The sequence below is a fragment of the Luteimonas chenhongjianii genome (assembly GCF_002327105.1).
In the GTDB taxonomy this organism is placed as follows: Bacteria; Pseudomonadota; Gammaproteobacteria; order Xanthomonadales; family Xanthomonadaceae; genus Luteimonas; species Luteimonas chenhongjianii.
On sequence record NZ_CP023406.1, the window covers coordinates 1649944 to 1673117 of the forward strand.

General features: G+C 69.3%; 22 protein-coding genes and 4 tRNA genes. 20 read left to right on the forward strand and 6 right to left on the reverse strand.

What is annotated here, in order from left to right; translation table 11 throughout:
• Positions 1-43: 43 nt before the first annotated feature.
• The gene (locus CNR27_RS07555; protein ID WP_096297635.1) at positions 44-616 is read right to left on the reverse strand and encodes an N-acetylmuramoyl-L-alanine amidase; all 573 of its coding nucleotides are present in this window, start codon (positions 614-616) and stop codon (positions 44-46) included.
• Positions 617-639: 23 nt separating this feature from the next.
• Here CNR27_RS07555 and CNR27_RS07560 point away from each other — a divergent pair, with 23 nt between their 5' ends.
• The 4 genes from CNR27_RS07560 to CNR27_RS07575 all read left to right on the forward strand — a co-directional run bounded on the left by CNR27_RS07560 (position 640) and on the right by CNR27_RS07575 (position 5254).
• A complete protein-coding gene (locus CNR27_RS07560; protein ID WP_233580216.1) occupies positions 640-1140 on the forward strand; it encodes an MOSC domain-containing protein in 501 nt (166 codons plus the stop codon).
• Positions 1137-1667 (forward strand): alpha/beta hydrolase, encoded by a 531-nt coding sequence (locus tag CNR27_RS07565; protein WP_096297636.1) that lies wholly within the window; start codon positions 1137-1139, stop codon positions 1665-1667. Before CNR27_RS07560 ends, CNR27_RS07565 begins: the two co-directional genes overlap by 4 nt.
• Before the next feature lie 196 nt (positions 1668-1863).
• Complete coding sequence (gene rlmKL / locus CNR27_RS07570) at positions 1864-4071, forward strand: bifunctional 23S rRNA (guanine(2069)-N(7))-methyltransferase RlmK/23S rRNA (guanine(2445)-N(2))-methyltransferase RlmL (protein WP_096297637.1); 2208 nt, start codon at positions 1864-1866, stop codon at positions 4069-4071.
• 328 nt (positions 4072-4399) lie between these two features.
• Positions 4400-5254 (forward strand): pirin family protein, encoded by an 855-nt coding sequence (locus CNR27_RS07575; protein ID WP_096297638.1) that lies wholly within the window; start codon positions 4400-4402, stop codon positions 5252-5254.
• Between the two features lie 130 nt (positions 5255-5384).
• On the opposite strand, the gene CNR27_RS07580 is transcribed toward CNR27_RS07575, so the two are convergent.
• The 3 genes from CNR27_RS07580 to CNR27_RS07590 form a co-directional block, all read right to left on the reverse strand.
• Positions 5385-5834, reverse strand: coding sequence for a hypothetical protein (locus tag CNR27_RS07580; RefSeq protein WP_096297639.1), 450 nt, complete (start codon positions 5832-5834; stop codon positions 5385-5387).
• Between the two features lie 79 nt (positions 5835-5913).
• The gene (locus tag CNR27_RS07585) at positions 5914-6780 is read right to left on the reverse strand and encodes a pirin family protein (protein ID WP_096297640.1); all 867 of its coding nucleotides are present in this window, start codon (positions 6778-6780) and stop codon (positions 5914-5916) included.
• A gap of 88 nt (positions 6781-6868) precedes the next feature.
• Positions 6869-7381: a DNA-deoxyinosine glycosylase gene (locus tag CNR27_RS07590; protein ID WP_096297641.1), complete on the reverse strand. Its 513-nt coding sequence runs from the start codon at positions 7379-7381 to the stop codon at positions 6869-6871.
• A gap of 387 nt (positions 7382-7768) precedes the next feature.
• Between CNR27_RS07590 and CNR27_RS07595 the strand changes: the two genes are divergently transcribed.
• The 16 genes from CNR27_RS07595 to CNR27_RS07670 all read left to right on the forward strand — a co-directional run bounded on the left by CNR27_RS07595 (position 7769) and on the right by CNR27_RS07670 (position 22544).
• Positions 7769-8299, forward strand: coding sequence for an outer membrane beta-barrel protein (locus CNR27_RS07595; protein ID WP_096297642.1), 531 nt, complete (start codon positions 7769-7771; stop codon positions 8297-8299).
• Positions 8300-8954: 655 nt separating this feature from the next.
• Positions 8955-11345, forward strand: coding sequence for a DNA internalization-related competence protein ComEC/Rec2 (locus tag CNR27_RS07600; RefSeq protein ID WP_157745565.1), 2391 nt, complete (start codon positions 8955-8957; stop codon positions 11343-11345).
• Between the two features lie 27 nt (positions 11346-11372).
• On the forward strand, positions 11373-12014 hold the full coding sequence (locus CNR27_RS07605; protein ID WP_096297643.1) for a MotA/TolQ/ExbB proton channel family protein: 642 nt from the start codon (positions 11373-11375) through the stop codon (positions 12012-12014).
• A 3-nt stretch (positions 12015-12017) separates the two neighbouring features.
• Positions 12018-12467: an ExbD/TolR family protein gene (locus CNR27_RS07610; protein ID WP_096297644.1), complete on the forward strand. Its 450-nt coding sequence runs from the start codon at positions 12018-12020 to the stop codon at positions 12465-12467.
• A 1-nt stretch (position 12468) separates the two neighbouring features.
• Positions 12469-14277 (forward strand): lipid A export permease/ATP-binding protein MsbA, encoded by a 1809-nt coding sequence (gene msbA / locus CNR27_RS07615; RefSeq protein ID WP_096297645.1) that lies wholly within the window; start codon positions 12469-12471, stop codon positions 14275-14277.
• Complete coding sequence (gene lpxK / locus CNR27_RS07620) at positions 14274-15245, forward strand: tetraacyldisaccharide 4'-kinase (RefSeq protein WP_096297646.1); 972 nt, start codon at positions 14274-14276, stop codon at positions 15243-15245. Before msbA ends, lpxK begins: the two co-directional genes overlap by 4 nt.
• Positions 15246-15596: 351 nt before the next feature.
• Positions 15597-16370, forward strand: a complete 774-nt coding sequence (gene kdsB / locus CNR27_RS07625; RefSeq protein ID WP_096297647.1) for a 3-deoxy-manno-octulosonate cytidylyltransferase — start codon at positions 15597-15599, stop codon at positions 16368-16370.
• Positions 16370-16867 carry a low molecular weight protein-tyrosine-phosphatase gene (locus tag CNR27_RS07630; RefSeq protein WP_096300425.1) on the forward strand — a complete coding sequence of 166 codons (498 nt, stop codon included), beginning with the start codon at positions 16370-16372 and terminating at the stop codon, positions 16865-16867. The genes kdsB and CNR27_RS07630 overlap by 1 nt, the downstream gene beginning before the upstream one ends.
• Complete coding sequence (locus CNR27_RS07635) at positions 16864-18291, forward strand: redoxin domain-containing protein (protein ID WP_096297648.1); 1428 nt, start codon at positions 16864-16866, stop codon at positions 18289-18291. Before CNR27_RS07630 ends, CNR27_RS07635 begins: the two co-directional genes overlap by 4 nt.
• Complete coding sequence (gene uvrC / locus CNR27_RS07640; RefSeq protein ID WP_096297650.1) at positions 18288-20210, forward strand: excinuclease ABC subunit UvrC; 1923 nt, start codon at positions 18288-18290, stop codon at positions 20208-20210. Before CNR27_RS07635 ends, uvrC begins: the two co-directional genes overlap by 4 nt.
• Positions 20211-20228: 18 nt before the next feature.
• Positions 20229-20828: a CDP-diacylglycerol--glycerol-3-phosphate 3-phosphatidyltransferase gene (gene pgsA / locus CNR27_RS07645; protein WP_096297651.1), complete on the forward strand. Its 600-nt coding sequence runs from the start codon at positions 20229-20231 to the stop codon at positions 20826-20828.
• 36 nt (positions 20829-20864) lie between these two features.
• Positions 20865-20940, forward strand: a tRNA-Gly gene (locus tag CNR27_RS07650).
• A gap of 78 nt (positions 20941-21018) precedes the next feature.
• Positions 21019-21092: transfer RNA gene (locus CNR27_RS07655), tRNA-Cys, on the forward strand.
• A 46-nt stretch (positions 21093-21138) separates the two neighbouring features.
• Positions 21139-21214: transfer RNA gene (locus tag CNR27_RS07660), tRNA-Gly, on the forward strand.
• 108 nt (positions 21215-21322) lie between these two features.
• Positions 21323-21409 (forward strand) — tRNA-Leu (locus CNR27_RS07665).
• A gap of 31 nt (positions 21410-21440) precedes the next feature.
• A complete protein-coding gene (locus CNR27_RS07670) occupies positions 21441-22544 on the forward strand; it encodes a GGDEF domain-containing protein (RefSeq protein ID WP_123832239.1) in 1104 nt (367 codons plus the stop codon).
• A 15-nt stretch (positions 22545-22559) separates the two neighbouring features.
• Here the strand turns inward: CNR27_RS07670 and CNR27_RS07675 are convergent, their stop codons facing one another.
• Both CNR27_RS07675 and CNR27_RS07680 read right to left on the reverse strand, forming a co-directional pair.
• A complete protein-coding gene (locus tag CNR27_RS07675) occupies positions 22560-22871 on the reverse strand; it encodes a hypothetical protein (protein ID WP_096297655.1) in 312 nt (103 codons plus the stop codon).
• Complete coding sequence (locus CNR27_RS07680) at positions 22868-23119, reverse strand: hypothetical protein (RefSeq protein WP_096297657.1); 252 nt, start codon at positions 23117-23119, stop codon at positions 22868-22870. The genes CNR27_RS07675 and CNR27_RS07680 overlap by 4 nt, the downstream gene beginning before the upstream one ends.
• Positions 23120-23174: the final 55 nt, after the last annotated feature.

Here is a 23174-nt window from a genome sequence, read left to right on the forward strand (position 1 = left end):
GACAATTATAGGTGGCCCCGCCCGGCGCACCGCAGGGCAGCGTTCAGGCGCCTATGCGGGTCAGCGGCACGCGCGCCAGCACGTCCTGCCACGGGAACAGCGGCCCAGGATCGCGCTTGCGCGCCACCGTCCGCGCCGGATCGTCACTGGCGGCGACGCGCTCGAGGTCCAGATCCTCGTGGCCGGCGATCCCGCGCAGTGCCGGCAGGGTGGCGCGCAGATGCGCCAGCAGTTCGCCGAGCGCGCCGATCTGCGGGGCAGGATAGGGCTGGTCCATCGCCTGGTGCCGGCTGTCGTACCAGTGCGGGAACCGCCCCCGGTTGACCAGTTCGATGCCGACCGAGTGCGCGTTGTGCCCGCGCACGTGATGGGCCACGCGCGTCGCGGGCACGTATTCGACGATGCTGCCGTCGCGGTCGATGTACCAGTGGCCGCTGGCGCCGGTGCCCGAGTCGTAGAGCACGCGCTCGCCGTATTCGCGCGCGGTGGCGAGGTCCGGAAGCTCGGTGCAGTGGATGACCACGAGGGTGATGTCGGACACCTCGCGTTCTGCCAGAAGGCCCGCATAGGGCAGCGGTTGAAGCGCGATCCGGGGCGCGGACGTGGGGGCGGACATGGCGCGGATGCTAGCATTCACGCATGAGAAATCCGCCGCCCGAGTCCGCCCTGCACGCCCTGATGACGCAGTTTCCGCGCGCTGGCCGGGTCGAGTGGATCGGTCTGCGTCCCGCCCGCGACATGCCGGTCCGCGCCGTCGAATCGGCGTTGGCGGTGGCCGGCGCCGGCCTCGATGGCGACCGCTATATCGGCGGCAGCGGCAAGCGCGGGGTCACGCTCATCCAGGCCGAGCATCTGCCGGCGATCGCCGCGCTCAGCGGTCACGACCAGGTCCTGCCGGAGACCTTGCGCCGCAATCTCGTGGTTTCGGGCATTCCGCTGATCGCGCTCAAGGGCAGGCGCTTCCGCATCGGTGAGGTCGTCCTCGAAGGCACGTCGCCCTGCGATCCCTGCTCGAAGATGGAAGTGGCGCTCGGCGTCGGCGGCTACAACGCGATGCGGGGCATGGGCGGCCTGTGCGCGCGGGTGATCGACGGCGGCACGTTGAAGCTCGGCGATACGGTCGCGTGGGTGGACGCATGAGCGCGCGCGGCCACTGCATCCTCTCGCACGGTTTCGAAAGCGGGCCGGACGCGACCAAGGTCACCGCGCTCGCCGCGGCCGCCGATCGCCTGGGCTGGAGCCATGAACGGCCCGACTACACCGATCTCGACGGCAGGCGCGAGGTCAGCCCGCTCGGCGATGTCGCCGCGCGCGTCGAGCGGCTGCTGCGCCTGACGATGGATGCCGCGTCGCGCGGCCCGGTGGTGCTGGCCGGCTCGAGCCTGGGCGCCTGGATCGCCGGACATGTGTCGTTGCAGGTGCCGGTCGCCGGTCTGTTCCTGATGGCGCCACCGGTCCGGCTGGACGCCGCCCATCCGCTGCAGGCGGCCGCGGTGCCGCTTTCGGTGGTGCACGGCTGGGGCGATGAACTGATTCCGGCAAGCGACGTCGTCGGCTGGACCTGCGCCCGTCGCGGCCGGCTGCTGCTGGTCGACGACGACCACCGCCTGACCACGCATGTGGACGCGTCCGCGGATGCATTCGCGGCCCTGCTGCGCTCGCTTTGACCGGCAGCGCGGTCCCCACACACTCTAGACTCCCTTTCGACGCCCGCGCCCGGGCCGGTTTTCCGCAGCCGCAAGGCTGGTCATTCAGCGCCCCAGCGGCGTCCATCGCAGCGGCACGACGCACACCCGGGAGCTTCCGCATACGGCGGGCACCACCGGGCAGCGGCGGCGGCTTCCAAGCACGATCCAGGTTCCCATGAAATTTTTCGCCAGTTGCCCCAAGGGGCTCGAATATCTGCTCGTCGACGAGTTGCTCGCACTCGGCTGCGCGCATGCCACCGCCACCACCGCGGGCGCCAATGTCGAGGGCACGCTGCACGATGCCCAGCGCGCGGTGCTGTGGTCGCGCCTGGCCAGTCGCGTGCTGTGGCCGATCGCCGACTACGCCTGCGAGGACGAGGACGCGCTGTATGCCGGCGCCCGCGCGGTCGACTGGACCGCGCATCTCGATCCGTCGATGACGCTGGCGATCGATCCGCATGTCTCGGGCAGCGCCATCACGCATGCGCGCTACGCCGCGCAGCGGGTCAAGGACGCGATCGTCGACACCCTGCGCGAAGCGACCGGAGCGCGGCCGGATGTCGACGTCGAAGCGCCCGACCTGCGCCTGAGCCTGGTGGTGCGCAAGGGGCGCGCGATCCTGTCGGTCGATCTGGGCGGTGGCCCGCTGCACCGCCGTGGCTGGCGTCGTGCGCAGGGCGAAGCGCCATTGAAAGAGAATCTCGCCGCCGCGGTGCTGATGCGCGGCGGCTGGCCGGCCCTCTACCACGAGGGCGGCGCGCTGCTGGACCCGATGTGCGGCAGCGGCACGCTGCTGATCGAAGGCGCGCTGATGGCCGCCGACGTCGCGCCGGGCCTGTCGCGCGATGGCGGTGCGGCGACGGCGGGTCGCGCGCCAAGCCGCTGGCTCGGTTTCGATAGCGCGCACTGGCAGACGCTGTGCGACGAAGCGCTCGCACGCGAGCGCAATGGACGCGAGCGCCTGCGCGCGGTGTTCTTCGGTCGCGACCTCGACCCGCACGCCATCCACGCCGCGCGCGAGAACTCGACGGCCGCCGGCCTGCGCGAGGCGATCGACTGGCAGATCGGCGACATCGCGACGCTGCAGGCGCCCGTGCCGCCTGCTTCGCAGGAAGACGCCGCACTCGCCGACTCGGTGAAGCGCGGTCTCGCCGTCTGCAATCCGCCCTACGACGCGCGCCTGGCGGCGGATCCCGCGCTGTACCGCACGCTCGGCAACGCGCTTGCGCGCGCGGTGCCCGAATGGCGCGCGAGCCTGCTGTGCGGCGATGCCGAGCTCGCGCACGCGACCGGCCTGCGCGCGAAAAAGAAATACCAGGTGTTCAACGGTGCCATCGAGTGCAGCCTGATCGTCTGCGACCCGGTGCGCCCGCCGCAGCGCGCCGCCAGCGAAGCCCCGGAAGAACTGGGCGAAGGCGCGAAGATGGTCGCCAACCGCCTGCGCAAGAACCTGCGCAAGTTCAAGGCCTGGCGCGAGCGCGAAGGCGTCACCTGCTACCGCGTCTACGACGCCGACCTGCCCGAATACGCGGCCGCGATCGATGTCTACATCCAGTCCGAGGCGGACGCCGGCGCAGACGGTACGCCGCTGTGGCTGCACATCCAGGAGTACGCGGCGCCGGCCGAGATTCCGGAAGCGGTGACGCGGCGGCGTTTCGGCGAGGTGCTCGCCGCCGCGCGCGACGTGTTCCGCATCCCGCGCGAACGCATTGCGGTCAAGACGCGTTCGAAGGGCAAGGGAGGCAGCAAGTACGGCCGCTTCGATGCGCGCCACGAGTTCCTGCTGGTCGACGAAGGCCGCGTGCACCTGCGCGTGAACCTGTTCGACTATCTCGATACCGGCCTGTTCCTCGATCATCGCCCGATGCGCCTGCGCATCGCCGAGGAGGCGGCCGATACGCGCTTCCTCAATCTGTTCGGCTACACCGGCGCGGCGACTGTGCACGCGGCCGGTGGCGGCGCGCGCACCACGACCACCGTCGATCTGTCGGGCACCTACCTGCAGTGGTGCGCCGACAACCTCGCCGCAAACGGCTTCGGCGGCGCAAAGCATCGTCTGGTACAGGCGGACGCCCTGCAGTGGCTGGAAGCCGAGACGGCGCAGTACGACCTGATCTTCTGCGACCCGCCGACGTTCTCGAACTCTGCGCGTGCCAAGGACTTCGACATCCAGCGCGAGCACGTGCGCCTGCTCCAGGCCGCGGTCGCGCGCCTAGCGCCCGGCGGCGTGCTGTATTTCTCCAACAACTTCCGCCGCTTCAAGCTCGACACAGAAGCGGTGGGCGCCTTCGCCCACTGCGAGGACATCACCGCGGCCACCATCGCGCCGGACTTCGAACGCAACCCGCGCATCCATCGCGCCTGGCGCCTCACCGCGCGCTGAGGCGGGGAATTCCCCGTTCCGCGGGTGATCCGCCATCGCCTCCGCGCGACCGGCTCTGCCGCAACCGTGCTGCGCGCTGACGGCCGCCGCTGTTCGCAGCGCGGTGGCCCCGGCCCCGCGGCGTGCCTGCGTCGAGCCCCTGCGGCAGATGGAGCAGGCGCCGGACCGATGTCGCTCTTCCGGTCCGGAGCCGGCAAGCCCCGCCCGCTCGCTGCCATCGACGGCAATACGGCGTTGCTGCATGGCGGAAACCTGCGTTCCACCTGCGCAAGTGGAATCCCGCCGCGATAGACGCATCTTTGGGCTCAGTCCAGACAGGAGTCACCCGATGACCGAGACCACTGCCGCCACCCGGATCATCCGCCACGTGCGTGGCATGCCCGCCAGCGATGGCGCGGGCGTCAAGCTCACGCGCGTGATCGGCACGCCCGAACTGCCCGATCTCGACCCGTTCCTGTTGCTCGACGAGTTCGGCACCGATCACGCCGAGGATTATCTGGCCGGCTTCCCCGACCATCCGCATCGCGGCTTCGAGACCGTGACCTACATGCTCGACGGACGCATGCGCCATCGCGACAACCACGGCAACGAGGGGCTGCTGGTGCCCGGCAGCGTGCAGTGGATGACGGCGGGGCGGGGGCTGGTGCATTCGGAAATGCCCGAGCAGGAAGCCGGACGCATGCGTGGTTTCCAGCTGTGGGTGAACCTGCCGGCCCGCGACAAGATGACCGCGCCGAAGTACCAGGAATTCGCGCCGGAGCGCATTCCGGTGGTCGCGGCCGGTGAAGGCGTCTCGGTGAAGGTGATCGCCGGTGTGGTCGACGGTGTCGAGGGCCCGATTGCACAGCCGGCAACGGATCCGATCTACCTCGACATCACCCTGGCGCCCGGTGCGAACTGGCGATACGGACTCCCCGAGGGACACAACGCATTCGCCTATGCGTTCGAAGGCGATGTCCATGTGGGCGAGGGCGAGGCGGCACGCACGCTCTCGTCGCAGGAGCTGGCGGTGCTCGGCGGCGGCGCGCGCCTGGCCGTGCACGCCGGCGATGCCGGCGCGCACTTGATCCTGGTTGCGGGTCGGCCGCTGCGCGAACCGGTTGCGCGCCACGGGCCTTTCGTCATGAACACCCGCGAAGAACTCATGCAGGCGTTCGTGGATTTCCAGCAGGGACGCTTCTGAGCGCACGCTGCCCGGCCCCAGGTCCGGGGCGGGCAGGTCGGCTGGGCGGCGTCCCGTGCGCCCGCACCGCCGCTGCACAAGCGCAGAAGACGGGCCGGCACCCCCGATCGAGCGTCTACTTACCGGGCGTCTACTTGCTGCCCAGCCGCACGTCAGAAAAATGCAGCGCCTCGGCATCCCGAAGCGAGCGTGCCAGCGCCGCCTCGTCGTTCGCGCGCACGATGATGTGCGCGTAGTCGCCGGTGGGCAGTTCGAGCAGTGTCTCGCGCACCATCGTGCCGGTCATCAGATCGTTGTCGGGCGCGTGCCACCAGGTCGGATTGCCGTCGATGGTCACCCGACCACCCGTCCGGTCGACACGGCGCGGCTTGAACGTTGCGGTGCGGCCCAGGGTCACCGCGAAGGCCTGGTTCCCGTTCGCGTCGACTGCTCGGCAGAACACGAAATCGGGTCCGAGCTGCGCTTCCCAGCGCACGCTGGAATCGGGCGGCAATTGCGGGCAATCGTTGGCGGTCTGGGCCTGCGCCACCCCGGCGCAGAGCAGCGCGCCCAACAGCGCGAGCGGTCGGATCGGAAGCATGGTCGTTGTCCCCCTGTGACACGAATCAAGACCATACGCCGGCGTGCCCGGCCAAGTGAGGTCTGTTGTGTGACTCACGTCACCTTTCCGGCAACGGGATGAATTCCGGATCGCCCGCCACGCTGCCGAAACGCCCTGCGCGCCAGTCGTCCTTGGCCTGTTCGATACGCTCCTTGGACGAGGACACGAAGTTCCACCACAGATGGCGTGGGCCATCGAGCGGCTCACCGCCGAAGAGCATCGCCTTGAGTGGCGTCTTCGCGCGGAGTCTCGCGTGGGCCCCCGCGTCGAGCACCGCCAGATGGCGGGCCGGCACGTCGGCGCCATCGAGCTGGGCCTCGCCTTCGAGCACATAAAGCGCACGTTCGGCGTGCGATGGCGGGAGCACCAACTCGCCATCGGCATCCAGATCCAGCGCCACATTGAGCGTGTCGGAGAACACCCGCACCGGCGACTCTTCGCCGAACCCGCGACCCGCGATCACCCGTACCAATGCACCGTCGCGGCGGAATTGCGGCAGTGTCGAGGCCGGGTGGTGATGGAATTCGGGCGCCGTTTCCTCATGGCTCCTGGGCAGTGCCACCCAGGTCTGCATGCCGTGCAACGGGTGCTCGCCTTCGCGCAGCGCCAGCGGCGTGCGCTCGGCATGGGCGATGCCGCGGCCGGCGGTCATCCAGTTCACGTCCCCGGCGCTCACGTCCTGCGAATAGCCCAGCGTGTCGGCGTGATGGATGGTGCCTGACCACAGGAAGGTCACTGTTGCCAGGCCGATATGCGGGTGGGGCCGTACATCGATGCCCGCGCCCTTTTCGAAGATCGCCGGGCCCATGTGGTCGACGAACACGAACGGCCCGACGCTGCGCGCCTGCAGGGTGGGCACTGCGCGGCGTACTTCGAAGCCGCCGAGGTCGTGGCTGCGGGGAGAAATCAGCAAGGTCTTGGCCATCCAGCGATACGGAAGGAGGCCAGCATGCCAGCGCACCGATTCGGGCGAGGACCCTCCACTGGGACGATTCGTTGCGCTGGACCGCGTCTCAGGCCAGGGCCAGGCCCGCGCGCCACGCCGCCAGCTTGGCATCGAAGTCCATCGCGGCATGCGCCGGACTGGTGGAGGGCAGGCGTTGCAGATCAGGCATCGACGTGAGTGTTGGCAGCACATGCCGGCGGAACAGCGTTTCCGCCGCAGCGCCGTTGAAACGCAGGCGGGTAATCGACGGATAGCGCGCCAGCAAAGCACCGACATCATTGGGAACCACGCTGGCCGCCTGGATCCGCGTATCCAGGCTGCCGGGCCGCACGCATTCGCCGATGACATCCCACAGCGCCACGCCCGCGTCGCCCAGGTGGCGCATCCGCTCCGCGTAGGGCAGGCCGGGGTCGAAGCCGAAGAGCGCGCCGACGATCGGCCAGAACAGATTGCGCGGGTGGGCGTAGTAGCGCCCGGCATCGAGCGATGCAAGTCCCGGCATGCTGCCGAGCACCAGCACGCGGGCACGCGAATCGGCGGCCGGCGCGAAGCTGCGCACGGCAGGGGCGTCTGGGGACATTCGACTGACTCGATCGGGACGGCGCATATCGAGGGCAGCTTATAGGCAGGGCGCTCCTGCGAGCGCTGGACGAATGGAGCGAAGGAAAGCTGCAGGTTCTCTGCGGGGCTCCCAGCCTTGGGGGCTTCTCGTCCGTGCGTTCGTGTATCCGGTGCGGGCGCGACGTCCACGGATGCTGTCGGTCCGGCGACACGTCCGCCGAACGCACCTGCCGTCGCCCCGTGCGGCGCACGGCGCTTTTTTGCGGCGAAAAATTCGTATTTGTGATTATGAAATTATCTTCACGGGCGCAACGCTCCTTGCCGGATTTCGCCATTTGGTTGTGAGGTGGTCACCCCATCTTTCGGGCACCAAGCGATTGGTGATTTCCAACAGGAGTGATCAGCGATGAGCAAGAACAAATTCCTCGCCACCTCTGTTCTCGCCGTAGTTCTGGGTGCCGCGTCCGTCGCCGCCCAGGCGGCCGAATCCATCGGCTTCTATGGCGGTGCCGGCGTGGGCCGGGCCGATTTCAACGCCCGGGCGGTGGATGACCACGACACCGGATACCAGCTGTTCGGTGGTTACCAGTTCCATCCGAATTTCGGTGCCGAGCTGGCCTACACCGATTTCGGCAAGGCCGATGTGGGCGCGCACAAGGATGCAGTCGACGCCAACGCGGTGTCGCTGAGCCTGGTGGGCACGCTCCCCTTTACCGAGAAGTTCTCGGGTTACGCCAAGGCGGGCGTGAGCCGCTGGGATACCTCGGCGCACGTGGGCCCGTTCGGCTTCAAGGACCACGGCACCGATCCGACCGCTGGCGTGGGCCTGCAGTACCGCTTCAACGACAAGGTCGCGCTGCGTAGCGAGTACAGCCGCTTCAACCTCGACGAAGGGCACACCAACATGGCCCAGGCCCAGGTGCGCTACGACTTCTGATCGCTTGCGCGATCGGCGTCGCCACGCAGGGCCGGCATTGCCGGCCCTGCGTGCGTCTGCGCCTGGCGCGGGCGCGGCGGGATGCGTCGCGGGCGATGTCCGGTGATGTCCGTCGGAATGGGCTGAGCAAGCAATACAAACGGCGGAGCCCCAGCGGGGATTTCCGACGGCGGGTCGACCGTCTGTCGCAAGCGGATGCGCCGGGCTGGATCTAGCCTGAGCGTGTCATCCGGCACAGGACGGTGCGCGTGTTGCGACGCAAGCGAGGAGGGCGCGTCCCTCGACCGAGTCGGGCTGGAGCAGATGCTTCTGCCTTGCCGGCGCGGCACTTTCGGGGGCGGGCAGGAGCGATATGCATGTTCGGTCCGGCTTGGCCTGCATGGTTCGGTACCGCGGGTTCATCCTCGGGCAATGGCGATCGTCGCCCGTCCGCGCGGAGCTGTGGACATCGCCTGCAGCGCGCCTCCATGCGTGGTCTACCCGAGCTCGTGCACGGCATCCACGCATTGCTGGCGCATCCCGGCCGGGCCGGGTCCGTCACGAGGCCAATCTGCGGCGGCATCCCGAGCCGCGTCGCGAACCCCATGATCCACAGCGGGTTCCTGCCGGCTGCGGGCGCTGGCGCATGCGAACCGCATCACCGGTGGCCCGGCGCATGATCCGCGCGCTGACGCCGGGCATCGGGCTTGCGGTGTCGGCGGCGCTGGTGCTCGGGGCCAGCCTGTGCCTGCAGCTGCCGCGATTGCCGCCGTGGTGGCTGATGGCGCTGGCGCTGCCGATTGCACTGCTGGCGTGGGTCTGGCAGCGCGGCCTGGGGAGGCTGGCCGGCGCGTTGGTGTTCGGCGTGGCCCTGTGCGGACTGCATGCGGCGCACGCCTTGTCCGTGCAATTGCCGGCCACCATGGAGCGTGGCGATTTCGCGATCAGCGGGCAGGTCGTCGAACTGCCGGTGCATGAGCCTCAGCGCACCGCGTTCGTATTCCGGGTCGACAGCGGAGCCGCCGTGCCTGCCGCCTTGCGCGGTCGGCTGCTGCGGCTGTCCTGGTACGACGACCGTCGCGAAGGCCCTGATTCGCGCCGGGCGTTGCTTTCGGCAGGCAGCCGCTGGGCGTTCACTGTGCGTCTGCGCGCGCCGCGCGGGCTGCGCAACCCCGGCTGGTTCGACAGCGAGAAACGCGCGATGGCGAGCCGGCTGTCCGCGGTCGGTTACGTGCGCGCGGGTGAGCCGGTCGAACGTATCGCTGCCGGGAGCGGCGTCGATGCCTGGCGTGACGTCGTGGCGGAACGCATCGATAGCGCTGTGCCGAGCGATGCATCGCGCTTCGTGCGTGCGCTGGCGATCGGCGACACGCGCGGGCTGGGCGATCTGGACTGGGAGGCCTTGCGCGCCACCGGGCTGACCCATCTGGTCGCCATTTCCGGCTTCCACGTCGGCATGGTGGCGGGTTTCTTCGCGCTGCTGGCGACCGGCGCGTGGTGGTGTCTGCCGTGGCTGGGCCGCGCCCTGCCGCGCCCCCAGGCGGCGGCCCTGGTCGCGCTGGCGGGCGGCGCGGTATATGCGGCGGTGGCCGGGTGGGAGCTGCCCACCGTGCGTACCGTGCTGATGATCGCGGTGGTCGTGGTGGCGCGCCTGGCGCGCCGGAATCTGCGCGTCGCCGATGCACTTGCCTATGCGGCGGCGGCCGTGGTGCTGGTCGATCCGATGGCGGTGTCGTCGGCCGGCTTCTGGCTCAGCTTCGCCGGTGTCGCCTGGCTGGTCTGGTGCCTGCCCGATGCGCGCGGACGCTCGAAGCTGGGTGCCCTGGTGGCGGCGCAGTGGGTGGCGACGATCGGCCTGCTGCCGCTCACTGCGGTGCTGTTCGGCCAGGCTTCGCTGGCCGGGCCGCTCGCCAATCTGGTGGCGATTCCCTGGTGGAGCCTCGTGGTGGTGCCCCTGGCCCTCGTAGGCACCGGACTGGAGGCCCTGCATGCGGGCGCGGGCGACTGGGCCTGGCGCGCCGCGGGCCGGGCGTTCGACCTGTCATGGCCGCTGTTCGACCGCCTGGCCGCAAGCGAGTTGTCGCTGTGGTGGTTGCCCGAGCCGCACTGGCTCGCGCTCCCGCTGGCAATGCTGGCGGCGTTCTGGATGCTGCTTCCGCATGGCGTGCCGGGCAAGGGACTCGCCATGCTGTTGTGGCTGCCTCTGCTGTGGCCGGACCGGCAGCTCCCGCGCCACGGCGAGGCCGAACTGGCGGTGCTCGATGTCGGCCAGGGGCTGGCAGTGCTCGTTCGCACCGCGCGGCATGCGGTGCTCTACGACACCGGCCCCGCGGTACCGCAGGCCTACGACGCCGGCGAGCGGGTCGTGGTGCCGGCGCTGCAGGCGCTCGGGGTGCGCCGGCTCGATGCGATCGTCGTCAGCCATGGCGACGCCGACCACGCCGGCGGCTTCGGCGCGGTGCAGCGACGCTTCGCCGCGCCGGTGGTGTTCACCCCGCAATGGGATCGCGTGCCGGGCGCATCGCCGTGCCTGGTTGGCGGTGGATGGGAGATGGATGGCGTGAGGTTCCGCTTCCTGCACCCGGACCTGCATTTCCCGGCGTTCCGCAACCCGTCGAGCTGCGTACTGCGGGTCGAGACCGCCCATGGCGCAGCGCTGCTGCCGGGCGATATCGACGCGGTCGTCGAACGGCTGCTGGTGCGGCGCGAGCCGGAAGCCTTCGCAGCCGACATCGTGGTGGCCGCGCACCACGGCAGCCGGACTTCGTCCGATCCGGCCCTTGTGCGGGCCAGCGGTGCCCGGGTGGTCGTGATGTCGGCCGGCCATGGCAGCCGCTTCGGCCATCCGCACGAAGCGGTCGTCACGCGCTGGCGCGAGGCCGGAGCCGCCGTCGGCACCACCGCCGGTGGCGGCGCGACCCGGCTGCGGCTGCAGGCCGGTGGCCCCGCTGTCGTCCAGCAGCGGACGCATCGCTGGCGGCTCTGGGACGCCGTGCAGCAGGCCGATGCACGCGCTGCGCGGACCGGGGCCGCCGCGCGGGCTGGGCTATCCTATTCGCCGGACTGAAGACGGCCATCGGCCGAAGGGGTAGGCGTGCTCGAACTGGTGAAGGCCGGCGGCTGGCCGATGCTGCCGTTGCTGCTGCTGTCGGCCGTGGCGTTGGCGATCATTGTCGAGCGCTTCTGGGCCCTGCGCCGCAAGGCGGTGCTCCCGCCCGGGCTGGGCGCGGAAGTCCGCGCCTGGGCCGCACGCGGCACGCTCGATCCGGCGCACATCGAATCGCTGCGGGGCACTTCGCCGCTCGGTGCCCTGCTCGCCGCGGCGCTCGACGTGCGCAACCGGCCCCGCGAGGAAATCCGCGAGCGTGTCGAGGATGTCGGCCGCCATGTGGCACATCGCATGGAACGCTATCTCAATGCCCTTGGCACCATTGCCGCCGCAGGGCCGCTGCTGGGCCTGTTCGGCACGGTGGTCGGCATGATCCAGATGTTCCTGGGGGTGATGGACCACGGCGTCGGCGATGTCAGCCAACTGGCCGGCGGCATCGGCAAGGCGCTGGTGTGCGCTGCTGCGGGCATGGTCGTCGCGGTGCCGGCGTTGATGTTCCACCGCCACTTCCGCGCCCGCATCGACGGCCACATCGTGCAGATGGAGCACGAGGCGATCGCGCTGATGGATGTCATCGATCCGCGCAACCGCCGCGGCGCGCAGGTGCAGGCACCGGTGCAGGGCTGACGCATGCGTATCCGCGACCGCCGGGCCGAGGACAATCCCGAACTGAACCTGGTCCCGTTGATCGACGTGATCCTGGTGCTGATCATCTTCTTCGTGATCACCACCACCTTCGACACGCGGTCGGTGCTCAAGCTGGAGCTGCCGCAGGCCACCGGCGAGCGCAGCGATGCCCAGGACGGGACGCTGAGCCTGCTGATCAATGCCGACGGCCGTTATTTCGTCGACGACCGCGAAGCGCTGCGCACGGACGTCGAATCGCTCAAGCGCACAATCGCCGAAGTCGCCGGCGACGATCGCGAACGCACCGTGCTGCTGCGCGCCGATGCGCGTACGCCCTGGCAGGCGGTCGTCACCGCCTACGATGCCCTGGGCCAGCTCGGCTTCAAGCGCATCGCCAATGCGACCGCGCCACAGACGGGGGCAGCGCCTGCCGCCGCCACGCAAGAGGAGTGAGATGAATACCGTCGTGGATGAGGCGCAGCGCGAAGCGCCGACCCCCGGCCCCGCGCGCGCCGACCGCGCCTGGCCGGTCTATCGCAGGCTGCTGAAGTTCGCCACCGATTACCGGGGGCTGCTGGCGGTCGCGCTGGCCGGGATGCTGATCGAGGCCATCGCCGGCGGCGCCTTCACCAAGATGATGGAACCCATCATCGACGAGACCTTCGTCGGCGAGAACGCAGGCCTGAACCTGTGGCTGCCGGCGGCGATCATCGGCCTGTTCGTGATGCGCGGCATCGCGGGTTATCTCGCCGACTACAACATGGCCAAGGCCGGCCGCGGCATCGCCCGCGACCTGCGCGTGCGCGTACTGGGCAAGTATCTGCGCCTGCCGGGCATGCGCTTCGATGCCGAGCCGGTGCCGTCGATGCTGGTGCGGCTGGGTTCGGATTCCGACCAGGTTTCGCAGGCAGCGGTCGATGCAGCCAAGGTGATGATCCAGCAGTCGCTGCAGATCATCGCCTCGCTCGTGGTGATGCTGTGGACCAGCTGGCAGGTGACGCTGACGATCCTCGTGATCGCACCGCCGCTGTCGTGGATCATGGGCAAGGTCGCGCGTCGCTACCGCCGCGTCAGCCACAACATCCAGGACAGCTCGGCGCTGCTGCTGCAGGCGGCCGACCAGTCGCTGAGCAACCAGCAGGAAGTGAAGATCTACGGCGCGCAGGCGGCCGAGAACGCGCGCTATCGCGCAGTCGCCGACGCCCACATGCGCCTCAACCTCAAGGTCGAGGCGACGCGCGCGATCTCGTCGGCCGTGGTGCAGCTGATGGGCTCGGTGGGCCTGGCGCTGCTGATCGTCATTGCCGGTTACGAAGCCTCGCAGGGGCGCCTGACCGCCGGCGGCTTCGTCGCGCTGATGATCGCCATGATGGCGATCATTCCCGCGCTCAAGCAGCTGACCAACGTGCAGAACATGCTGCAGCGGGGCGTGGCCTCGGCCGAGCGACTGTTCGAGATCCTCGATGCCGAAGACGAGCGCGACACCGGCAGCCTGCCGCTGGGCCGGGCCCGCGGCGAGATCGAGTTCCGCCACGTGAGCGCGCGCTATCCCGGCCAGTCGGAACCGGCGCTGCAGGACATCAGTTTCGTGGCGAAACCCGGCACGGTGACCGCGATCGTCGGTCGCTCCGGCAGCGGCAAGTCCACGTTGATCAAGCTGATCCCGCGCTTCTACATGCAGGTCGAGGGCGAGATCCTCCTCGACGGCCATCCGATCGACGACTACCGGCTGGCGGACGTGCGGCGCCAGATCGCGCTGGTCGGGCAGCAGGTGATGCTGTTCGACGACACCGTGGCCGCCAATGTGGCCTACGGGGAGATGGCGGGCGTCTCGCCCGAGGCGCTCGATGCGGCGATCCGCGATGCGAATGCGATGGAGTTCGTCGAGAAGCTGCCCAGGAAGCTCGACAGCGGCATCGGCAGCCGCGGCGGCCGCCTGTCGGGCGGCCAGCGCCAGCGTCTCGCCATCGCCCGGGCGATGCTCAAGGACGCGCCGATCCTGATCCTCGACGAGGCGACCGCGGCGCTGGACACGGAATCCGAGCGTCTGGTGCAGGATGCGCTCGAGCACCTCATGCCCGACCGCACCACGCTGGTCATCGCGCATCGGCTGTCGACGATCGAGCATGCCGACCAGGTGCTGGTCCTCGATCACGGTCGCCTCGTCGAGCAGGGCACGCACCAGCAACTGCTCGCGCAGGACGGCCTGTATGCCCGTCTGCACCGGATGCAGTTCCGCGAGAGCGGAGACCAGGCCGGATGAAGGCACCGCAGTACTGGTTCGACGGCAGCCGCCCCCCGCTGCATGCGCGGGCGCTGGCCCGTGTGTACGGGGCGGCGTCACGCATGCGGCGCAGGTTGCTGCGCACGCGCAAGGTCGATCGGCCGGTGCTGGTGATCGGCAACCTGATCGCCGGCGGCAGCGGCAAGACACCGCTGACGATCGCCGTCGTGGAACGTTTGCGTGCGGCCGGCTGGACGCCGGGCGTCGCCAGTCGGGGCTATGGCCGCGACGATGCGCGCAACCCGCGCTGGGTGGAGCCGGTGACCGATCCGGTGCTGGCCGGCGACGAGCCGGTGCTGATCGCCGCGCGCACCGGTGCCAAGGTACGGGTGGACGCCGATCGCGTGGCCGCCGCCGTCGCCCTGATACGCGCCGGCTGCGACATCGTGGTCTGCGATGACGGGCTGCAGCACTACCGCCTGCAGCGCGACGTCGAGATCGAGGTCATCGACGGCAAGCGACGCTACGGAAATGGCCTGCTGATCCCCGCGGGCCCGATGCGCGAGCCCGCCGCGCGCAGTGCGCGCTGCGACTTCCGCGTGCTCAACGTCGGCAGTGCCGGCGATATCGAGGCCGCGTTCGGCGAGTGGCCGATGCGCCTCGCGACCGGGCAGGCATTGCCGCTGCTGGGTGGCCGCGCGCTGCCGCTGTCGCGTTTCTCCGGCCAGCGTGTGCATGCGGTCGCGGGGATCGGCGATCCCGAACGCTTCTTCGACACCCTGCGCAGCCATGGCATCGCCGTGGTCCCGCATGCGTTCGCCGACCATCATCGCTACACACCCGAGGACCTGCGCTTCGGCAGTGATCTGCCGGTGCTGATGACCGAGAAGGACGCGGTGAAATGCATGCGCTTCGCCGGCGAGCGCCACTTCAGCGTTCCGGTATACGGCGAATTGCCCGAGGCGTTCTGGATCGCGCTGCTGGACCGGCTGGCGAAGCTGCGCTGAAGTCGCGGTCGCCGCCGGGCCGCAGCGAATCCCGTCCGCTTCCGGGGGCGCAGGCCGATGCCGGCCTGTCTGGCGCCTGAGAGTGTCTGATCGGGGGCGAAGGTTCGCAGCCGGGCCGACGCGCGCGCCGCCACACGCGGACCGGCGGTCCGGGGCACAGCTACGACTCCGACACCATGTCGTGCCGGCCTGCGCCGCGGGCTGCCGATTCGCAACGGGCGGGGAGAGGTGGGAGCGCGGTTCCCGAGCAGAACGCGCGGCGTCAATGCTTCGCAGTCTTCCGCAACGTCGGTGACAGCGCGCTCCCGTAGCCGGTCGGCCCGGTCACGTCCGATCTGGGACAATCGCCGGATGAGCACATCCTCCGGTTTCGTCGTCGCCATCCCCGCGCGTTATGCCTCCACCCGCTTGCCCGGCAAGCCGCTGCAGTCGCTGGCGGGGGAGCCGCTGGTGCTGCACGTCGCGCGCCGCGCGCTGGCGGCCGGGGCTGACGAAGTGTGGGTGGCCACCGACGACGCCCGGGTACGCGATGCGCTGCAGGGCACCCCGGTGCAGGTGGCCATGACCGCCCCGGAGCATCCCTCCGGTACCGACCGGCTTGCCCAGTGCGCCGCGATCGCAGGCTGGGAAGACGATCGCGTGGTCGTGAACCTGCAGGGCGACGAGCCCTTCGCGCCGGTCTCGGGAGTCCGTGCGGTTGCGGCGTTGGCCGGGCGGCAGGGCGTGGATCTGGCGACCCTGTGCGCGCCGATCGGGGATGTCGAGACGCTGCTCGATCCCAATGCGGTCAAGGTGGTGCGCGCGGCGAGCGGCGATGCCCTGTACTTCAGCCGCGCGCCGGTGCCATGGCCGCGCGATGCGTTCGCCCTCGGCCGGGACGTGATGCCCGCAGGCGACTGGTGGCGGCACATCGGCATCTACGGCTATCGCGTGGGATTCCTGAAGCGGTTCGCGGCGATGCCGCCGGGGCAGCTGGAGCAGATCGAGATGCTCGAACAGTTGCGTGTGCTGGAGGCCGGACACCGGATCGCGGTGGGTATTGCGCCCGAGGCCTTTCCGCCTGGCGTCGATACATCCGACGATCTCGCCCGCGCCGAGGCCCGGTTGGCGGCGCTGCTGCGATGATCCGGCTGCTGGTGGTGTGCCTGGGCAACATATGCCGCTCGCCGATGGCCGAGGGCGCGTTGCGGTCGCGGATCGAAGCGGCCGGACTGGCGGAGGTGATGGACGTCGATTCCTGTGGCACCGGGGACTGGCACGCCGGCGACGCGCCCGACCCGCGCGCGATCCGTTGCGCCGCCGGGCACGGCGTCGATATCGCCGCACTGCGTGCCCGCACGCTGGAGGCAGCCGACTATCGCGCGTTCGATGCACTGCTGTGCGCGGATGCCAGCACCTTGCGCATCGTGCAATCGCGGCGGCCGGCGGATGCGTCTGCCCAGGCGGCGCTGCTGCTCGACTGGGCGGGGCGGGGCGGTGGCGATATCCCCGACCCCTACACGGGCGACGCCGCCGGCTTCGAGACGGTCTGGTCCCTGGTCGACGAGGCAGCGGATGCCATCGTCGAGCGTCACCGCCGCCTGGCGCCTGGCGCCCGCGGTTCGCGCATAATCCGTTCATGACCGAAGCCGCGATCGCATCCGAGTTCCCGGCCAGCCTGGAGTGGCTGAACCTGAGCGACCCCCTGCGGATGACGCAGCTGCGGGGCAAGGTGTGTGCCCTGGCCTTCGTGAACCTGGGTTCGGCATGGTCGCAGCAATGTCTTGCGGATCTCGGTCATCTGCGTGCGCGGCATCGCGAGCGGCTCACCGTCGTGGCGGTGAACGTGCCGCGCTTCGACGCCGAACGTGACGCGCGGCGCGCGTCCAAGCGCGTGCATCGCCAGCAGGTCGAATTTCCGGTTGCGCACGATCCGGACTGGACGCTCTGGCAGCACTACGGCATCGAAGCCTGGCCGACGGTCGTGCTGATCGACGGTGAGGGGCGGGTGCGCGAACGCATCGTCGGCGAGGGCGGGATCCGCGCGCTCGACGCAAGCGTGAGTGCATTGGCCGACGAACTCACGCCACAGGCGGTCAACGGCGATCCGGTCCGTCTGCGCCGCAGCGGCGAGCCGCCGCTGCCGTTGCGGTTTCCGGTCGGCCTGGCGCTGTCGGGCAACTATCTCTACGTCGCCGACAGCGGCCATCACCGCGTACTCGAGTGCGATACCAGCGGCCGCATCCTGCGCCAGTTCGGCAGCGGCAGCCCCGGCTTCATCGATGGCCCGATGGAGCTGGCTGCGTTCACCCGCCCGCACGGGCTGCATGTCGAACGCGACGTGCTCTACGTGGCCGATACCGGCAACCATTCCGTCCGCCGCATCGAACTGCGCACCGGCGACATCGCGACGATCTGCGGCGCGGGGCGACCCGGCACGACGGTCGCGGGTCCGCTTGCCGATCCGCGGGCGATCGCGCTCGACCAGCCGCGCGACATCGTGCTGGCGGGAGACAAGCTTTTCATCGCCTGCGCCGGTGACAACCGCATCTGGCGGCTCGATCTGGGCCGTTCCAGTGTCGAGCTGCTCGCCGGCAGCGGCAGGCTTGCGGTGATCGACGGCATCGGCGCGATGGCATCGTTCGCCGAGCCGGTATCGCTGGCCTGCGTGCAGCAGACGCTGTATGTCTGCGACGCGGCCGGTTCGGCGATACGCAGCGTGCACACCCGTACCGGCGCCGTGTCGACGCTCGTCGGCCAGGATCCCTGGCAGTTCGGCTGCGTCGACGGCCCACGCACCGATGCGCGCATGCAGAACCCGCAGGCGCTCGCACTCGAGCCCGACGCGCCGGTGCTGTGGATCGCCGACGCCGGCAACGACAGCCTGCGCCGGCTGCGTCTGGGCGGCGGCGAGCTCACGACCTGCGAACTGCCGCAGCGCCTGCATGCGCCCGCCGGGCTGGCGATCGGCAACGACGCCGTATGGATTGCCGATACCGATTCTCACGCGGTATTGCGGCTTGATCCCGCCAGCGGCGCCGTCCGCCATGTTCCGATAGGCGAATGACCGGATCGCAGGGCAACGGCGGCAAGGCAGTGTTCGACGGCAAGGCGTTCGTCGCGGGGCTCAGCACTGCGCCGGGCGTCTATCGCATGTATGCGGCCGACGACACCGTCCTGTACGTCGGCAAGGCCGGCGATCTGCGCAAGCGCGTGGCGAGCTATTTCAACGCCACGCCCAAGGTCACGCGGACGATGGCGATGATCGCGCAGATCGCGCGCATGGAGACCACGGTGACCCGCACCGAGGCCGAGGCGCTGCTGCTCGAGAACCAGCTGATCAAGTCGCTCAAGCCGCGCTACAACGTCTCGCTGCGCGACGACAAGAGCTATCCCTACGTGCTGGTGACGAGCGAGGACTGGCCGCGCATCGCCGTGCATCGCGGGCCGCGCAACGTCCCCGGCCGTTACTTCGGCCCGTACCCCGGGGTGACCGCGGTGCGCGAGACGCTGAACCTGATGCAGAAGCTGTTCAAGCTGCGCAACTGCGAGGACAGCGTGTTCCGCAATCGCTCGCGGCCGTGCCTGCAGCATCAGATCGGACGCTGCACCGCGCCCTGTGTCGGGCTGGTTTCCGCGCCGGACTACGCTGATGCCGTGCGGCGGGCTTCGATGTTCCTCGACGGTCGCAGCGACGAGCTGACGCAGGAAGTCACCCGCGACATGGAGGCGGCAGCCGAAGCGCTGAATTTCGAGGAGGCTGCGCGGCTGCGCGATCTGCTCGGCAACATGCGCAGCATGCAGGCGCGCCAGTACGTGGACGGCAAGGTTGCCGAGCTCGACGTGCTGGCCGTGGCGATGCAGGGCAGCCAGGCCTGCGTGCTGCTGCTGTCGTTCCGCGACGGCCGCAACCTCGGCACACGCGCCTTCCATCCGCGCACCAACGGCAGCGACGATCCGGCCGAAGTGCTGGCCGCGTTCGTCTCCCAGCATTACGCCGAGCAGCCGGCGCCGCGTGAGATCGTGCTCGACCGCGCGATCGAGGACGTTCCGCTGCTGGAGCAGGCCTTCAGCGAGGCCGGCGGACGACGCGTGCAGATCAAGTACAACGTGCGCGGCGACCGCGCGCGCTACGTCGATCTGGCGCGTCGCAACGCCGAGATCTCGCTCGCGACCGAAATGAGCAGCCAGGCTGCGCAGAACGCGCGCGCGGAGTCGCTGCGCGAGATGCTCGGGCTCAGCCGGCCCGCGCAGCGCATCGAGTGTTTCGACATCAGCCACACCATGGGTGAGGCCACCGTGGCGTCGTGCGTGGTGTTCGATGCGGCAGGCCCCGTGCGTGGCCAGTACCGGCGCTACAACATCGCCGGCATCGAACCCGGCGATGACTACGCGGCGATGCACCAGGCGCTGACGCGGCGCTTCCGCAAGGCGGCCGAGGCGCGCGCGGCGGAGGTGGCCGCTGCGGATTCCGGCACCGACCCGCCGGTCACGGCAGAAGGCGCGGGCATCCTGCCCGATGTGCTGCTGATCGATGGCGGTGCAGGCCAGGTGGCGCAAGCGCGCGCCGTGCTCGACACGCTGGGGATCACCGGCATCTGTCTCGTCGGCGTGGCCAAGGGCGAAGCGCGCAAGCCGGGTGACGAGACCCTGCTGCTGCCCGACGGCCGCGCGCTCAAGCCCGGCGCAGCCTCGCCCGGCCTGCAGCTGGTGCAGCAGGTGCGCGACGAGGCCCACCGCTTCGCCATCACCGGCCATCGCGGCCGGCGCCAGAAGGCGCGTACCACCAGCCGCCTCGAAGACATCCCCGGCATCGGGCCACGCCGGCGCGCCAGCCTGCTGAAGCATTTCGGCGGTCTGGGCGGACTGAAGGCGGCTGGTGCCGAACAGATTGCCCAGGTCGAAGGCGTCAACGCGGCGCTTGCACAACGCATCTATGCGACCCTACACGGGCTTGACCCCGGCCCTGGCGCCGGACCTGACTGAATCCCCCACAGGCGTCCGATGAAATTCACGATTCCCACCTGGATCACGCTGATGCGGATCATGCTGATCCCGGTGCTGGTGCTGGTGTTCTACCTGCCGTTCCAGTGGACCAACTTCGCGACCGCGCTGGTTTTCGCGTTCGCCTCGATCACCGACTGGCTCGATGGCTGGATAGCGCGTCGCTACGAGCAGTACTCGGCATTCGGCGCGTTCCTCGATCCGGTCGCCGACAAGCTCATGGTGGCCGTCGCGCTGTTCCTGATCGTGCAGGGCCACCCCACGCCCTGGATGGCGCTGTGGGCGGCAGTGATCGTCGGCCGCGAGATCGCGGTATCGGCCCTGCGGGAATGGATGGCCGAGCTCGGCCAGCGTTCGACCGTGCGCGTCGCGGCGATCGGCAAGATCAAGACGATCGCGCAGATGATCGCGCTGCTGTGCCTGCTGTATTCGGTGACGCCGGACCAGCCGCCGCGCCCGCTGCCGTGGCTGGGCCGCGAGATCTTCATCGTCGGCGACTGGCTGCTCGCGATCGCGGCGATCCTGACCCTGTGGTCGGGCTTGCTGTATCTGCGCGCGGCATGGCCGATCATGCGTGCCGCGGAGAAGAACAAGTATTGACACACCGGCGGCGACGGGTAGAATTTCGCCTCCCAAGCGGGAATAGCTCAGTTGGTAGAGCGCAACCTTGCCAAGGTTGAGGTCGAGGGTTCGAGCCCCTTTTCCCGCTCCAGTTTCAAACACGTTGCCCCGGGCGATATGCGGGGTTTCGTTTTGTCGGCAGGCTGAAAACCTGTGCGGCGGGGTCACCGGCCTGGTGGCAGAGTGGTTATGCAGCGGATTGCAAATCCGTGTACGCCGGTTCGATTCCGACCCAGGCCTCCAGCCGGTGCACCACCCAGGTCGCAGGCGGGTTACAATTCGGTTCCAAGCGGGAATAGCTCAGTTGGTAGAGCGCAACCTTGCCAAGGTTGAGGTCGAGGGTTCGAGCCCCTTTTCCCGCTCCAGTTTCACGAAAGGCCCTGCAGATGCGGGGCCTTTTTGCGTTTCTGCACCGTGCGGGAAAACGCGGCGGTTCCATTCCGCGGCGCGTTGCGGCACGCTGTCGACCGCCTGCCCGGATGGCGAAACTGGTAGACGCACCGGACTTAAAATCCGTCGGCCGCAAGGTCGTGCCGGTTCGATTCCGGCTCCGGGCACCATCGCGATGTCGGTCGATTCGACCTTCGCGACGTGACGGCCGGCAGCGTTCGACACATGCGCAGCACAATTTGCTTCCCTGTTCAGGCCTGCGCGCCTAGGGTCGACGGCGGGCCTACTGCGGTCCGTGACGGGGAGCATGCGGTGCTCCGGGATGGACGCAACTTGATCTCAAGACTCAGGCACGATCTGCGCCTGGCAATCATCACCATGCTGGGATCGGTCACGGCGGTCGTGCTCGTCAGTTTCCTGGTCTGGCGCTTGACGCGTGGCGAGTGGGTGGCCGCTGCGATGGATGCTGCCGTGGTCGTCACCCTGACGATCATCCTGCGTCGCGTCTGGCGCGGGCAGTACACCGAGCGTGCCGGCGGATGGCTGGTGGCCATCAATTCGGGATTTGCCGGCCTTGCATGCGTGACCATCGGTGCGGCTGCGCATGGCTGGGTCTATCTCGTGCTGATGACCAATTTCTATCTTGCCCCGATACGGGTCGCCGCCTGGAGCGGACTGGGGCTGCTCTGGGTCGCATCGGTGACGCTTCTGCGTGAAGCTGGCCCCCACCAGCTCAGCACGCTTGTCACCTGGGCACTGGTCTTCGGGTTCGCGCATACCTTTGCACGGCGCACGCGCCAGTACGGCGATTCGCTCGAACTGCTCGCCAGCCTCGACCCGCTGACCCGCATTCCCAATCGCGGCATGCTGGAAGCGGATCTGCGCCACGCAATCGCTACCGGGCAGGCGGGCCGCATGGGTCTGCTGGTCCTCGACATCGATCGCTTCAAGGCGGTGAACGACACATACGGACATGCCGCAGGCGATGTGGTGCTGATCGAGCTGGCTGCGCTGCTTGACGAGGAGTTGCGGCAGGGCGATTCCGTCTATCGATTCGGTGGCGAGGAATTCGTCATGCTGTTGCCGATCGGGTCGGAGGATGCCCTGTCTTGCGCAGGCGAACGGGTGCGTGCAGCAGTGTCCTCAAGGCTGGCCGCGCCGGGCGGTCCGGTGACCGTGGCGGTCGGCGGCGCGATGCTCTCGACAGAGCGCGACTGGCAGGACTGGTTCGGTCGCGCCGACGCAGCGCTGTATCTCGCCAAGCGCGACGGCGGTGACGTTGTCCGCATTGCCAAGCCTCTATAGGCGCCTCGGCGCCGATCAGCTACGGGCAGCCGGCTGCGCATCCGGCTCGTTTTCCCACTCGTGGACACGCCGCTGCGGGCATTCGCGCGCGCGGCTCGGATGCCCATGGCGCACCGCAGCCAGGCGACGACGCCAGCGCAACAGGCCGCCGATGATGGACAGGAGGGCGAGAATGCCGGCGAGCAGCATGGCCCAGGGCGCAAGCGAGGCCAGCGGCGAGAGGATCGAACCCGCCGTATTGCGCAGTGCCAGGGCGAACACGGCGCCTGCGATCAGCATGTAGACCGGCAGCATCACGAGCCGCCACACCGCGCGCGCGGAGATCATGGCAAGGCTCCGGGGAGCGAACCGGCGCCGATGGTGACGACAGGAGCTGCATCGGGGATGCCGAGTCCGAGGCGGTAATGTGCTGCAGCGATGTCGCGCACGTGCTCCCAGTCGGACATGCGCGGAACCCGCTCCCACGCCGCGCGAAGCAACGGCTCGAGTTCATGCCAGTCGGCATCCGGTCTTTCCGCCTGCACGGCGCGCGTCATTTCCGCGAGGACCATCGGGTTGTATGGACGCTGCGACATGATGTTTTTCGGCACTGCGGGAGTTCGCGATGACCATAGGCAGCTGCCTGCCAAA

Bases quoted from the DNA above. Each gene is read 5' to 3' on its own strand.
- CNR27_RS07680 (WP_096297657.1), bottom strand. From the start codon at position 23,119: ATGTCGCAGCGTCCATACAACCCGATGGTCCTCGCGGAAATGACGCGC.
- pgsA (WP_096297651.1), top strand. From the start codon at position 20,229: ATGAAATTCACGATTCCCACCTGGATCACGCTGATGCGGATCATGCTG.
- CNR27_RS07595 (WP_096297642.1), top strand. From the start codon at position 7,769: ATGAGCAAGAACAAATTCCTCGCCACCTCTGTTCTCGCCGTAGTTCTG.
- CNR27_RS07585 (WP_096297640.1), bottom strand. From the start codon at position 6,780: ATGGCCAAGACCTTGCTGATTTCTCCCCGCAGCCACGACCTCGGCGGC.
- CNR27_RS07580 (WP_096297639.1), bottom strand. From the start codon at position 5,834: ATGCTTCCGATCCGACCGCTCGCGCTGTTGGGCGCGCTGCTCTGCGCC.
- msbA (WP_096297645.1), top strand. From the start codon at position 12,469: ATGAATACCGTCGTGGATGAGGCGCAGCGCGAAGCGCCGACCCCCGGC.
- CNR27_RS07555 (WP_096297635.1), bottom strand. From the start codon at position 616: ATGTCCGCCCCCACGTCCGCGCCCCGGATCGCGCTTCAACCGCTGCCC.
- CNR27_RS07610 (WP_096297644.1), top strand. From the start codon at position 12,018: ATGCGTATCCGCGACCGCCGGGCCGAGGACAATCCCGAACTGAACCTG.
- kdsB (WP_096297647.1), top strand. From the start codon at position 15,597: ATGAGCACATCCTCCGGTTTCGTCGTCGCCATCCCCGCGCGTTATGCC.
- CNR27_RS07675 (WP_096297655.1), bottom strand. From the start codon at position 22,871: ATGATCTCCGCGCGCGCGGTGTGGCGGCTCGTGATGCTGCCGGTCTAC.
- CNR27_RS07560 (WP_233580216.1), top strand. From the start codon at position 640: ATGAGAAATCCGCCGCCCGAGTCCGCCCTGCACGCCCTGATGACGCAG.
- rlmKL (WP_096297637.1), top strand. From the start codon at position 1,864: ATGAAATTTTTCGCCAGTTGCCCCAAGGGGCTCGAATATCTGCTCGTC.
- CNR27_RS07575 (WP_096297638.1), top strand. From the start codon at position 4,400: ATGACCGAGACCACTGCCGCCACCCGGATCATCCGCCACGTGCGTGGC.
- CNR27_RS07565 (WP_096297636.1), top strand. From the start codon at position 1,137: ATGAGCGCGCGCGGCCACTGCATCCTCTCGCACGGTTTCGAAAGCGGG.
- lpxK (WP_096297646.1), top strand. From the start codon at position 14,274: ATGAAGGCACCGCAGTACTGGTTCGACGGCAGCCGCCCCCCGCTGCAT.
- CNR27_RS07600 (WP_157745565.1), top strand. From the start codon at position 8,955: ATGATCCGCGCGCTGACGCCGGGCATCGGGCTTGCGGTGTCGGCGGCG.
- CNR27_RS07590 (WP_096297641.1), bottom strand. From the start codon at position 7,381: ATGTCCCCAGACGCCCCTGCCGTGCGCAGCTTCGCGCCGGCCGCCGAT.
- uvrC (WP_096297650.1), top strand. From the start codon at position 18,288: ATGACCGGATCGCAGGGCAACGGCGGCAAGGCAGTGTTCGACGGCAAG.
- CNR27_RS07635 (WP_096297648.1), top strand. From the start codon at position 16,864: ATGACCGAAGCCGCGATCGCATCCGAGTTCCCGGCCAGCCTGGAGTGG.